The sequence below is a fragment of the Actinacidiphila paucisporea genome (assembly GCF_900142575.1).
Classification (GTDB): domain Bacteria; phylum Actinomycetota; class Actinomycetes; order Streptomycetales; family Streptomycetaceae; genus Actinacidiphila; species Actinacidiphila paucisporea.
The window spans coordinates 204,054-216,751 of the sequence record NZ_FRBI01000012.1; the positions used below are offsets into that span (position 1 = coordinate 204,054).

Consider the following 12,698-nt stretch of genomic DNA (forward strand, 5'->3'; position numbering starts at 1 on the left):
GGCTCAGCCCGCGGTGAAGGTCACCTCGTGCGCGGCGCCCGGGTCGGCGGCGGCGAGCAGCCGCAGGCCCTCGCCGGTCAGGGCGTCCCGGTCGGCGGCGCTCAGCGGGGCGAAGTGCGTGACGGCGACGGCGGCCGCGCCCTTCGCCCGGTCCACGCGCCAGGTTCCGGCGACGAACCCGTCGACCAGGATCGTGCCGCGCACGATGCCGTTGGCCGTCATCACCCGGCGGCGGTAGGCCTCCGGCACGATCCGGGTGCGGTCGGCGTGCGAGAGCAGGAGGTTGTCGAAGTCGGCGACGAAGCGGGCCGGCACCGGCACGGAGGGGTCGGCCAGTCGGGCGTCGGGCAGGTCGTGCAGGACCCTGCCGTCCTCGGCCTGGTAGGAGCGCAGGTCCATCCGGCCGAAGACCGGCTTGAGGCCGGTCATGCCGCTCCACTTCTGCATGTCGGCGGGGCTCGCCGGGCCGAAGGCGGCCAGATAGCGGCGCACCAGGTCGGCCGGGTCGGGCGGGGTGAGCGGCCGGCCGAGCCAGTCCTCCAGCAGGCCGTACGTCGTCCCGCCGCCCGCCCCCCACACGCCGCGCGGCGGCAGCTGCGCCAACGGCACCCAGGAGCGCAGGGCGTTGACCAGCGCGGCCGGGTCGGCGGCGGGAAAGCGCTCGCCCAGTTCGGTACGCAACTCGGCGGGCGTGCGCGGCTGTTCGCGCAGCAGCGCGCGGCCGAAGGCGATCACCTCGGCCCGGTCGGCGCCGGCCGCTCCCCGCGCCCACTGCGACCCGCGGAAGGACCGCTCCAGCATCGGCTCGAGCCAGTGCCGCAGCAGCAGCGCGTCCGCCGCGGTCACCAGATGCACGGTGCTGCGCATCAGCACCAGCCGCACCGCCCGGCGCTTGACGAGCAGCTCGCCCAGGTCCCCGAAATCGAATCCGTCGACCCGCGTCCACAGTCCCGGATACGGCGAGGTGGGCGTCTGCGACTGGAGCCCCAGCAGGTGCCCGACCACACCCTCGGCGCCCGACCCGGTCCGCTCCAGCAGGAGTTGGCGGTCGAGCAGCGTGCGGTTGAGGGTGCGCAGATCCAGCGCCAGGGTGGCCATGTGCCTACGGTATTGCGCCATGCGGACAGTTCCCGTCCGCGAGCGCCACCCCAACGCCCTCTTCACCGCAGAGGGCAAGCCCAAAGGGGCGCGTGGGGGTGCCCCCAGGCGAAGCTCTGGGGGAGAGCGGCGCGACAAGCCACCCACACGACGCAACTGTGGAGTCCGTAACAGCACCCCGCAGGGGCTGGCTATGCCGCCGGGTCGGCCGCCGCATCGCCCAGGCGGCGGGGAGCCGTGTCGTGGTGGATCGGGGTGTGCGCTCCGGTCAGCGGCGCGCCCGAACCGCCGTGCCGTACGGCGACGATCTCCGCGGCGATGGACAGCGCCGTCTCCTCCGGGGTGCGGGCGCCCAGGTCGAGCCCGATCGGGGAGCGCAGCCGGGCCAGGTCGAGTTCGCGCAGGCCGGCCTCGCGCAGCCGGCCGAGCCGGTCCAGGTGGGTGCGGCGGGAACCCATGGCGCCGACGTAGGCGAGCGGCATCCGCAGCGCCGTTTCCAGCAGCGGGATGTCGAACTTCGCGTCGTGGGTGAGGACGCAGACAGTCGTGCGCGCGTCGAGCCGCCCGGCGTCCGCCTCGGCGGCCAGGTAGCGGTGCGGCCATTCCACCACGACCTGGTCGGCGTCGGGGAAGCGGCGGGCGGTGGCGAAGACCGGGCGGGCGTCGCAGACGGTCACCCGGTAGCCGAGGAAGGCGCCGGCCCGTACCAGCGCCGCGGCGAAGTCGATCGCGCCGAAGACCAGCATCCGCGGCGGCGGCACGCTGGTCTCGACCAGCAGCGTGAGCGGCTCGCCACAGCGGCTGCCGTCGGCGCCGAGGACGACCGCCCCGGTGCGGCCCGCGGCGAGCAGCGCCCGGGCCTCGGCGGCCGCGGTGGCGTCCCGCAGCCCGTCGCCGAGCGTGCCCTCGGCGGGGCCCTCGGGCCGCACCAGCAGCGCCCGGCCGACCAGGTCCGCCGGGCCCGCGGTGATCCTGGCGACGGCCGCCGCCTCCCCGCGGGCGGCGGCGGCCAGGGCGGCGGCGATCTGCGGGGCGGCGGCCGGGTCGATCCGCTGGACGAGGATGTCGATGTCGCCGCCGCAGGTCAGGCCGACGGCGAAGGCGTCCTCGTCGGAGTAGCCGAAGTGCTGGAGCACCGGCCGGGAGGCGCCCCCGGCGGCGAGCACCTCCCGGCACAGCTCGTAGACCGCGCCTTCCACGCACCCGCCCGACACGCTGCCGACGGCTGCGCCGTCCGCGTCGACGGCCAGCGCGGCGCCGGGGCTGCGCGGGGCGCTGCCGCCGGTCGCGACCACGGTGGCGACCGCGAAGGGCCGTCCCTGGGCGCACCAGCGGTGCAGCTCGTCGGCGATGTCCAGCATGGCGTTCAGCTCCTCGGTTCCGCGGGCCCGGCGGTCAGTTGACCCCGAGCCAGCCTTCGATGGGGTGCAGGGCGAAGTAGACGGTGAAGACCGCGGTGAGTATCCACATGAAGGCCCCGGGCTCGCGCCACTTCCCCTGGGCGGCCCTGATCGCGGTGTACGACACGACGCCGGCGCCGACGCCCGCCGTGATGGAGTAGGTGAAGGGCATCAGCGCGACGGTCATGAAGACCGGCACGGCGACGGCGCGGTCCGACCAGTCGACGTGCCGGGCGTTGCCCATCATCATCGCGCCGATCACCACCAGCGCCGCTGCGGCGACCTGTCCCGGCACGATCTGCGCCAGCGGGGTGAAGAACAGGCCGAGCGCGAACAGCAGCCCGGTCACCACGGACGACAGGCCGGTCCTGGCGCCTTCGCCGACGCCGGTCGCGGACTCGATGAAGACGGTCTGCCCCGACGCGCCCGCGACCCCGCCGATCGCGCCGCCGGCGCCGTCGATGAAGAGGGCCTTGGACAGGCCCGGCATCCGGCCGCGCTCGTCGGCGAGCCCGGCCTCGGTGCCGACGCCGATGACGGTGGCCATCGCGTCGAAGAACCCGGCGAGCACCAGGGTGAAGACGATGACGCCGACCGTCATGCCGCCGATCGAGCCCCAGCCGCCGAACTCGACGTGGCCGAAGAGCCCGAAGTCCGGTGCGGACACCGCGCTGCCCTGGAGCTCGGGCGCGCTGCCGCCCCACACGGCGGGGCTGAGGTTGCCGACGGCGTTGACGACGACGGCGAGCACGGTGCCGGTGACGATGCCGATCAGGATCGCGCCGGGCACGTTCCTGGCCTGGAGCATGAAGATCAGCAGCAGCGTGGCGCAGAACAGAAGCACCGGCCAGCCGGCCAGTCGGCCGCCCGTGCCGAGGGTGACCGGTGCGCTGCCGTGCGGGTCGCCCTTGCCGACGAAGCCGGCGTTGACCAGGCCGATCATGGCGACGAAAAGGCCGATGCCGATGGTGATGCCGTGCTTGAGGGCCGGCGGTATCGCGTTCATCACGATCTCGCGCAGCCCGGTGACCACCAGCAGCACGATCACCAGGCCGTAGATCACGCACATGCCCATGGCCTGCGGCCAGGTCATGTTGGGCGCCACCTGGGTGGAGATCACCCCGGCGACGCTGAGCCCTGCGGCGAGTGCCAGCGGCACCTTGCCGAAGAAGCCCATCAGCAGCGTGGAGACCGCGGCGGCCAGTGCGGTCGCGGTGATCAGCGCGGCATGGCCGAGCTTGTGGCCGGCCGCGTCGGGGCCGGACAGCAGCAGCGGGTTGAGCAGCAGGATGTAGCACATCGCCATGAAGGTGGTGACGCCGCCGCGCACTTCGCGGGGGATCGAGGAGCCTCGTTCGGAGATGAGGAAGTACCGGTCGAGCCAGGATCTGCCGGTGGGCACACGCGGGCCGGAGCCCCCGTGCCGGGCCGCGGTGCGCGGCTCCACTGGTGTCTGGGTCATGATGCCAACTCCCAAGGTTCACAGGGGCACCCGCCCGCGGGGTGCGGTCGGGATTTGGGATCTGCGTGGCCTGCACGACCCGGGGGACGGCCCGAGGCGAACGGTTGCCTTGCGCTTGCGCGCCTACGACCCGGTCAGGTGTTCCGGCCTGACCGGTGTTCTGTTGAGCTCCAGCCCGGTCGCCTGCCGGATGGCCGCGAGGACCGCCGGGGTGGACGACAGGGTGGGTGCCTCGCCGACGCCGCGCAGCCCGTAAGGGGCGTGCTCGTCGGCGAGTTCGAGCACGTCGACCGGGATGGTGGGCGTGTCGAGAATCGTGGGGATCAGGTAGTCGGTGAAGGACGGGTTGCGGACCAGCGCGGTCTTGGGGTCGACCACGATCTCCTCCATCACCGCCACCCCGAGTCCCTGGGTGGTGCCGCCCTGGATCTGGCCGACGACCGACAGCGGGTTGAGCGCCTTGCCGACGTCCTGGGCGCAGGCCAGTTCGACCACCTTGACCAGGCCCAGTTCGGTGTCGACCTCGACGACCGCGCGGTGGGCGGCGAAGCTGTACTGGACGTGGCCGTTGCCCTGGCCGGTGCGCAGGTCGAAGGCCTGGGTGGGCCGGTGCCTGAACTCCAGCTCCAGGTCCACCACTTCGTCCTCCAGGACGTCGGCGATTTCGGCCAGCGCCTCCCCGCCGTCGGTGACCACCCGGCCGCCTTCGAGCAGCAGTTCCGCGGTGGCCCAGGCGGGGTGGTAGGTGCCGAACTTCCGGCGGCCGAGGTCGAAGACCTTCTCGCGTACGGCCTCGCAGGTGTTCTTGACCGCGCCGCCGGTCATGTACGTCTGCCGGGAGGCGGAGGTGGAGCCGGCGGAGCCGACCCGGGTGTCGGCGGGCAGGATGGTGACCTGGGTGACGCCCAGCTCGCTGCGGGCGATCTGCGCGTGCACGGTGACACCGCCCTGGCCGACCTCGGCCATCGCGGTGTGCACGGTCGCGACGGGCTCGCCGTTGATGACCTGCATCCGCACCCGGGCGGTGGAGTAGTCGTCGAAGCCCTCGGAGAAGCCGACGTTCTTGATGCCGACGGCGTAGCCGACCCCGCGCACGACCCCTTCGCCGTGCGTGGTGTTGGAAAGGCCGCCGGGCAGCGCGCGGACGTCGGCGCCCTCGGTGGTCTCCCACTGCCTTTCCGGGGGCAGCGGGCGGGACTTGACCCGGCGCAGCAGTTCGGCGACCGGCGCGGGTGAGTCCACGAGCTGGCCCGTGGGCATGACGGTGCCCTGCTCCATGGCGTTGATCTGCCGGAATTCGACCGGGTCCATGCCGAGTCGGGCGGCGACCTTGTCCATCTGGGCCTCGTAGGCGAAGCACGCCTGGACCGCGCCGAAGCCGCGCATCGCCCCGCAGGGCGGGTTGTTGGTGTAGAGGGCCAGCGCCTCGATGTCCACGTCGTCCACCACGTAGGGGCCGATGGACAGCGACGCGGCATTGCCCACGACGGCGGGTGAGGCGGAGGCGTAGGCGCCGCCGTCCAGCACGATGCGGCAGCGCACGTGGGTCAACTTGCCGTCCCGGGTGGCTCCGTGCTCGTACCAGAGCCTGGCCGGGTGGCGGTGGACGTGGCCGAAGAAGGACTCGAAGCGGTTGTAGACGATCTTGACGGGCTTGCCGGTACGCAGCGCGAGCAGGCAGCCGTGGATCTGCATCGACAGGTCCTCCCGGCCGCCGAAGGCCCCGCCGACGCCGGACAGCGTCATGCGGACCTTGCGCTCCGGCAGCCCGAGCACCGGGGCGATCTGCCGCAGGTCGGAGTGCAGCCACTGGGTGGCCACGTAGAGGTCGACGCCGCCGTCCTCGGCGGGCACCGCGAGCCCCGACTCGGGGCCCAGGAAGGCCTGGTCCTGCATGCCGAAGACGTACTCGCCGCTGACCACCACGTCGGCGCGCGCGGCGGCCCGGTCCGCGTCGCCGCGCAGGATCGGCTGGCGGTGCACGATGTTGGGGTGCGCGACGTGGCCGATGTGGTGGTCCTCGCGGCCGTCGTGCACCAGGACCGCGTCCGGCGCGGTCGCCGAGGCCTCGTCGGTGATGACGGGCAGCGGCTCGTACACGACGCGGATCTTGGCGGCGGCCCTGCGGGCGGTCTCCGGGTGGTCGGCGGCGACCAGCGCGACCGGCTCGCCGTGGTGGCGGACCTTGCCGTGCGCGAGGACCGGCGTGTCCCGGATCTCCAGGCCGTAGTGCTTGACCTCGGTGGGCAGGTCGTCGTAGGTCAGCACCGCGTAGACGCCGGGGGTGGCCAGCGCCTCGCCGGTGTCGATGGACGCGATCGTGGCGTGCGCGACGGTGCTGCGCAGGGTGTAGCCCCACAGCATGTCCTCGTGCCACAGGTCGGAGGAGTAGGCGAACTCGCCGGTGACCTTGAGGGTCCCGTCGGGCCGCAGGGTGGACTCGCCGATGCCGCCCCTGGTCGCTTCCGACTGGGTGAGGCTGGTCGGCGTACGGGTGATGCCCATCGCGCTCACACCGCCTGTCCGGTACGGGCGGCCGCCAGGCGGACCGCGTCGAGGATCTTCTCGTAGCCCGTGCAGCGGCACAGGTTGCCCGACAGCGCCTCACGGATGTCGCCGTCGCTGGGCGACGGGTTGTGTTCGAGCAACTCGTCGGCGGCGACCAGCAGCCCGGGAGTGCAGAAGCCGCACTGGACGGCGCCGGCGTCCACGAACGCCTGCTGGATCGGGGAGAGTTCGCCGCCCTCGCCGGCCAGGCCCTCGACGGTGTCGACCCGCCGGTCCTGCGCCTGCCCCGCGGCCACCAGGCACGAGCACACCGGCACCCCGTCGAGGCGTACCGTGCACGACCCGCACTCGCCCTGCTCGCAGGCGTTCTTGGAGCCGGGCAGCCCCAGCCGCTCCCGCAGCACGTACAGCAGGCTCTCGCCCTCCCATACGTCGTCGGCCTCCTGCGGCCGCCCGTTGACGGTGAAGCTCACGCGCATGACGTACTCCCCTGCTCGCTTCCGTGACCGCGGTACTGCTCCCACGTCCAGCCCAGCGTCCTGCGCGCCATCACGCCGAGCGCGTGCCGGCGGTAGGCGGCGGTGCCCCGTACGTCGTCGATCGGGTTGGCGGCCGCGGCCACCAGGACCGCGAACTGCTTGGCCACCGCGGGCGGTACGGCCTTGCGGCTCTCCCACAGGCCCGCCTCGTCCAGGGCCGCGGCGAGGAATTCCTCGGCGGTCCTGGCCCGGACCGGGGTGGGTGCGGCCGAGCCGATACCGGTGCGGACCGTGCGGGTGTCGGGGTGCAGCGCGATGCCGAAGGCGCACACCGCGATCACCATCGCGTTGCGCGTGCCGACCTTGGAGAACTGCTGCGGCCCCGACGCCTTCTTCAGGTGCACGGCCCTGATCAGCTCGTCGGGCGCCAGCGCGTTGCGCTTGACGCCGGTGTAGAAGTCGTCGATCGGGATCAGCCGGCTGCCGCGTACCGACTCCGCCTCGACCGCGGCGCCGCCGGCCAGCAGCGCCGGGTGGGCGTCGCCCGCGGGCGAGGCGGTGCCCAGATTGCCGCCGACGCCACCGCGGTTGCGGATCTGCGGGGAGGCCACCGTGTGGCTGGCCAGCGCGAGCCCCGGCAGCTCCCGGCGCAGCCCCGCCATGATCTTCGAGTAGGGGACCGAGGCGCCCAGGCGTACGGTGTCCTCGCCGGTCTCCCACTCCTCCAGCTCGCCGATCCGGTTGAGGTCCAGCAGGTGGTCCGGCCTGCGGTGGTCGAAGTTGATCTCCACCATCACATCGGTACCGCCCGCGATGGGCACGGCCGAGGGGTGCTCCGCCTTGGCGGCGAGCGCCTCCTGCCAGCTGGCGGGGCGCAGGAATTCCATGGGGTGTCCTTCGCGGGATCCGGGTGGCGAGCGGGAGTACGACCGAGGCTGTTCATGTCCTGTACACGCTGCGTGGGCCCAGTACACGGCCGCTGGGCCGTCCGGGTGCAGTCACCGAAAACATGAAGCGCTCGGCTGGCCAGCAACCAGGTCTTGTAGATTCCTCTGAAAGAGACCGTCGGGAAACCTCACGGTTTCCCACTGGCCACGTACGACGCCGGCCGAGCAACGAACCGGCGATGGCACGACAGGACAAGGCGACCACGATGCGGCTGCGCGCACTCCTCGACACCGACGCTCTCGGCCTGCGGCTGCTCGGCGGAGAAGCGGAACTCGACCGTACGGTCCGCGGGGTGATGACCACCGACCTGCGCGACCCCAGCCGCTACCTCACCGGCGGCGAGCTGGTGCTGACCGGGCTGGCCTGGCGGCGCACCGCCGCAGACAGCGACGACTTCGTCCGGCTGCTGGCCGGCGCCGGTGTCGCCGGACTCGCGGCGGGCGAGGCCGAACTCGGCGCGATCCCCGACGACCTCATCGCCGCCTGCGCCCGGCACCGGCTGCCGCTGTTCGCGGTCGACGAGCGGGTCGCCTTCGCCGACATCACCGAATACGTCGTCCGGCAGGTCTCCGGCGAGCGGGCCGGCGACCTGGCCGCGGTCGTCGAGCGCCACCGGCGGCTGATGTCCTCAGGACCGGCCGGGGGCGGCCCCGACGCCGTGCTCGACCTGCTCGGCAGCGACCTGGACCTGCGGGCCTGGGTGCTGTCCTCCACCGGCCGGGAGATCGGCGGCGCGGGCCACCCGCTGCCCGCCCCCGTACGCGCCGAACTGGCCGGCGCCCAGCAGGCCGCCGCCCGCACCGGCCGCCCGGGCCCGCACCGGGTCGCGGTGCAGGGGCGTACGTACTCGGTCTTCCCGGTACGCGCCGGCTCCGGCACCGGCGACGTCCGCTCCCGGGTGCTGTCCGACTGGTTCCTGGCCGTCGAGGCCGACGCGGGCGAGTGGCCGGCCGAGCGGCTCGACCTGCTCCAGGGCGTCACCCAGCTCATCGCCGTGGAACGCGACCGGCGCGACGCCTCCCGCATGGTCAGGCGGCGACTGGCCGGCGAGGTCTTCGACCTAGTCAGGGGCGGTGCCGCGCCCGCCGAGATCGGGGCCAGGCTGCGGGCCGCGGCGCCCGTACTGGTGCCGGGCGCCGGCGGTGAGCCCTACTGGCAGATCGTGATCGCGAAGGTCGACTGGGCCGGCGGCGAGGTGCCCGCGGGCCCGGTCGCGCAGGCGCTGCTCGAAGAGGTGCTCGCCGACCATGCCACCCAGGGGCCCGACGGCGCCGACCGGATCGCGGTCGCGCACGCCGAGGACACGGCCATGGCGCTGGTCCCGCTGACCGGCAGCCTGCCGGGACCCACCCCCGGCATGGTCGGCGCCGCGCCCGAACCGCTGCACGCCGAGGCGCTGCTCGGGCTGCTGCGCGGGCCGCTGGCCCGCGGCCTCGGCGAGGACGGCCGGCTCACCGTCGGCGTCAGCGCCGCCGTCCACTCCCCCGAAGGCCTGCGCGGCGCCTTGGAGGAGGCCAGGCACGCCCGCCGGGTCGCCGCCGCCCGCCCGGGGCGGGTGTGCGTCGCGGGCCACGAGGAGCTGGCCTCGCACGTCCTGCTGCTGCCCTTCGTGCCCGACGACGTCCGCCGCGCCTTCACCGCCCGGCTGCTCGACCCGCTGCGCGCCTACGACCGCAGGCACCGCTCCGAGCTGATCCCGACCCTCGAAGCCTTCCTCGACTGCGACGGATCATGGACCCGCTGCGCCGGCCGCCTGCACCTGCACGTCAACACGCTGCGGTACCGGATCAGCAGGATCGAGCAGCTGACCGGCCGTGACCTGGCCCGACTCGAGGACAAGCTCGACTTCTTCCTGGCGCTGCGCATGAGCTAGTGATCCCGTTCACAAGATGTGATCTCCAGCCCCTTGGCGGGAGGCCCCGCCGCATGTTGAACTTCCGCCACCGGCAGGCACGCGGACAACTGCCGGACATGTGCCTCCGATACCGGCCCGCTCCGGACCCACCGTCCGCACCTGCACGGCACGCACTTCGCACTGGCTCGACGACGCGCTTGGGGGAGAAGCTGTGGCGGAAACCGCCCTGTCGGAATCTGTGGTCGGAGTACCGGACGTCTGGCGGCTGCGGGCCCGCGGCTGCTGGGCGGAAGCGGCGGCGCTGCTCGCGCCCCACTGCGCCGACGACCCGGTGGCCGCGCTGCGGCGGGCGGAGATCCTCATCGAGGGCAGCTTCTACCACCTCGACGGGTGGGCCGAGGCGGAGGACGCGCTGCGCGTCGCCGAGGCGCTGGCCGGCACCGACGAGGAGCGCGGGGCCGCGGCCTCCGAGCGCGGATTCCTCGCCTACGGGGCCACGCTGCACTCCGTACGCGACCGCGCCGACGAGGCGCGGTCCGCCTTCGGGCGCAGTGCCGCGCTGCTGTCACCGGGGTCGCCCGGGCGGCCCCTGCTGGACTTCCGGCGCGGGCTCGTCGCCCAGAACATCGCCGGGAATCCGGCGGCTGCCCGCGCCGCCTACCGGCGTGCGCACGCCGGCGCCGTGGCGCACGGCGACACCTTCCTCACGTCCTTCACGTGGCGCCACCTGGCCGGCCTCGCCGCGGCCGACGGCGATCTCGCCGAGGCCAGGCACGGTTTCGCGGAGTCCCTCCGCATCCGGGTCGCCCTCGGCCACCTCGTGGGCACCGCTCCCGCGCTGCTCGCCCTGGCCGACGTCTCCCCCGACGAGGAGGCCGCCGCCCTCCGCGCCGAAGCCGCCCGCCTCTTCACCCTCCTGGGCGCGATCCCCACATGGCTGGCGCCTTCCTTCCCGACCTAGCCCCTCCGGGGGTTCCCTTGCCCATCGCGGCGCCCCCGCGGCCCTGGGGTGCTGCCCCTTGCGGTGCGCTGTGTGCCCGCGGCTGGCGTCGTGGCTACGCGCGCCGTTCCCCGCGCCCCTGAGGGATTGCCCCTTGCGGTGCGCTGTGTGCCTGCGGCGCCGTCGTGCGCGCTCAGCAGAGACGGCGGGAAAGCAGCGACGCCACCGCAAGGGGCAATCACCCCAGGGAGCGCGGGGAACGGCCCGCGTAACCACGACCGCGCCGGAGGCGGCAGCTCCCTGTCAGGGGCAGATGGCCAGGTGGGCGCGGAACAAGGGCTCGGTGGGGGTGGCCGCTGAGAGGGCGGTGAGGAGGGCGGTGTGGTGGGCCGCGTGTGCGCGGAGGGTGGGGCGCCGGGCCGGGGCGGCCCCGACGGGCGGCCACTGCGCGCGGCGGTGCAGGTCGTCCGCGACAGCGACCACGTGGGGGTTCCCCGCCAGCCCGAGCAGCGCCCGGTGAAAGGCGCGGTCGGCCTCCGCGTAGGAGACCCGGTCCCCGGCCGCGGCCGCGGCCACCGTCGCGTCGGCGAGCGGGACCAGCTCGTCCCACCGCGCCGCGGGCACGGCACGGGCCAGGTCGAGCACGACGGGGATCTCCACCAGCATCCGCACCTCGGCGATCTGCGCGAGATCGCGCTCCGTGCGGCAGACGACGCGGAAGCCCCGGTTGGGCAGCACCTCGACGGCGCCTTCCCGCGCGAGCAGCGCCATCGCTTCGCGCACGGGCGTCGCGGACACGCCGTACCGCGCGGCGAGCGCGGGCCCGGAGTGGACGGAGCCGGGCGGCAGCTCGCCGGTGAGCAGCGCGTCCCGCAGCTCGTCGAGGACCTGCTCGCGTACCGAGAGGCGTTCCGGCATCCGGCGCGGGGCGGGCAGCGGTGCCCAGCCGGCGTGCGGGGACGCGACGGGATCCATCGGCTGCTGCACCCTTCTCACCCTCGTCGGAGGCTCTCGCGAACCGGTACGTCACCCGCCCGGCGTACTGCCGTGAGCTTAGACCCCGCCACAACCCGTTAAGGTAAGGCTTACCTCGCCCCGGTGATCCCCGGCCCCGTCTGGACGGTTCCCGTATGCCCGTGACCAGCCCCGCCTACGCCCGCCTCGCGGCCGTGCTGCCCGATCTGCGGGTGAGCGAGGGCGAGCCCCGGTCCGGCGCGGGCTGGGTCACCGCGGAGCAGCTGGCGGCGGGCGGCGCGGCCCTCGACGCGTTCACCGCCGAGGACGCCGAGGGGATCGTCCATCAGTACGGCCGCCCGCCCCGGCCCGACGTCGCCGCCACGCTCGCCCTGCACCGCTACGCCTGGCCGGCCTGCCTGCTCTTCACCGTGCCGTGGTTCCTGCACCGCAGGGTCCCGCGGCTGCCGGTGGCCGACGTGTCCCTGCACCGGGCGACCGGGCGGATGACCGTGCGCACCCGCGCCTTCGGCTGCCTGCCGGGCGACCCGGCGGCCACGCTGCCCGGCGCGTGCGTGCTGCCCACGGAGGCGGCGCTGCGCGACGAGTTGCGGGCGGCGCTCGCGGAGCATCTGACGCCGGTGCTCGGCGCGTTCAGGCCGCGGCTGCGGCGCGGACCGCGCACCCTGTGGGGTCTGGCGACCGACGAGATCGCCGAAAGCCTCTGGTACGTCGGCCGGTTGATGGACCGCGAGGAGCGGGCGGTGGCCGATCTGACGGCGCTGCTGCCCGGCAACACCGCGCCCTACGCCGGCGGCGCCCATTTCCGCGGCGCCCATTTCCGCAGTACCCCGCGCGCGGCGGACACCCCGGACGCGACGGCCGAAAGCGGCTGCTCGCGCGACCGCCTGACATGCTGTCTGTTCTATACCGTGAGCCCGGCGGAAGCCTGCGGCACCTGCCCGCGCGCGACCGGTTCCGACCGAATCAGGCGCCGCGCCACGGTCGGCTGATCGATCACGCTACGCTTTCGCTCACATCAGCAGTTCTGGCA

The 12,698-nt window shown here is 74.0% G+C and carries 10 protein-coding genes; 3 read left to right on the plus strand and 7 right to left on the minus strand.

The window, feature by feature from the left end; translation table 11 throughout:
• Positions 1-3: 3 nt before the first annotated feature.
• The 6 genes from BUE44_RS19755 to BUE44_RS19780 form a co-directional block, all read right to left on the minus strand.
• A complete protein-coding gene (locus BUE44_RS19755) occupies positions 4-1,098 on the minus strand; it encodes a winged helix DNA-binding domain-containing protein (RefSeq protein WP_073500270.1) in 1,095 nt (364 codons plus the stop codon).
• 191 nt (positions 1,099-1,289) lie between these two features.
• The gene (locus BUE44_RS19760; RefSeq protein WP_073500271.1) at positions 1,290-2,459 is read right to left on the minus strand and encodes an XdhC family protein; all 1,170 of its coding nucleotides are present in this window, start codon (positions 2,457-2,459) and stop codon (positions 1,290-1,292) included.
• Positions 2,460-2,493: 34 nt separating this feature from the next.
• Complete coding sequence (locus BUE44_RS19765) at positions 2,494-3,960, minus strand: NCS2 family permease (RefSeq protein WP_073500272.1); 1,467 nt, start codon at positions 3,958-3,960, stop codon at positions 2,494-2,496.
• 123 nt (positions 3,961-4,083) lie between these two features.
• On the minus strand, positions 4,084-6,465 hold the full coding sequence (locus tag BUE44_RS19770; protein ID WP_073500315.1) for a xanthine dehydrogenase family protein molybdopterin-binding subunit: 2,382 nt from the start codon (positions 6,463-6,465) through the stop codon (positions 4,084-4,086).
• Between the two features lie 5 nt (positions 6,466-6,470).
• Positions 6,471-6,947 carry a (2Fe-2S)-binding protein gene (locus BUE44_RS19775; protein ID WP_073500273.1) on the minus strand — a complete coding sequence of 159 codons (477 nt, stop codon included), beginning with the start codon at positions 6,945-6,947 and terminating at the stop codon, positions 6,471-6,473.
• Positions 6,938-7,834 (minus strand): FAD binding domain-containing protein, encoded by an 897-nt coding sequence (locus tag BUE44_RS19780; RefSeq protein WP_073500274.1) that lies wholly within the window; start codon positions 7,832-7,834, stop codon positions 6,938-6,940. The genes BUE44_RS19775 and BUE44_RS19780 overlap by 10 nt, the downstream gene beginning before the upstream one ends.
• Before the next feature lie 266 nt (positions 7,835-8,100).
• Here BUE44_RS19780 and BUE44_RS19785 point away from each other — a divergent pair, with 266 nt between their 5' ends.
• Positions 8,101-9,768 (plus strand): PucR family transcriptional regulator, encoded by a 1,668-nt coding sequence (locus BUE44_RS19785; protein WP_073500316.1) that lies wholly within the window; start codon positions 8,101-8,103, stop codon positions 9,766-9,768.
• A gap of 193 nt (positions 9,769-9,961) precedes the next feature.
• Complete coding sequence (locus tag BUE44_RS19790) at positions 9,962-10,711, plus strand: hypothetical protein (RefSeq protein WP_073500275.1); 750 nt, start codon at positions 9,962-9,964, stop codon at positions 10,709-10,711.
• A gap of 282 nt (positions 10,712-10,993) precedes the next feature.
• Here the strand turns inward: BUE44_RS19790 and BUE44_RS19795 are convergent, their stop codons facing one another.
• A complete protein-coding gene (locus tag BUE44_RS19795) occupies positions 10,994-11,665 on the minus strand; it encodes a GntR family transcriptional regulator (RefSeq protein WP_079189894.1) in 672 nt (223 codons plus the stop codon).
• Between the two features lie 155 nt (positions 11,666-11,820).
• Here BUE44_RS19795 and BUE44_RS19800 point away from each other — a divergent pair, with 155 nt between their 5' ends.
• On the plus strand, positions 11,821-12,657 hold the full coding sequence (locus tag BUE44_RS19800; RefSeq protein WP_073500277.1) for a (2Fe-2S)-binding protein: 837 nt from the start codon (positions 11,821-11,823) through the stop codon (positions 12,655-12,657).
• The last annotated feature ends 41 nt before the right edge of the window (positions 12,658-12,698 follow it).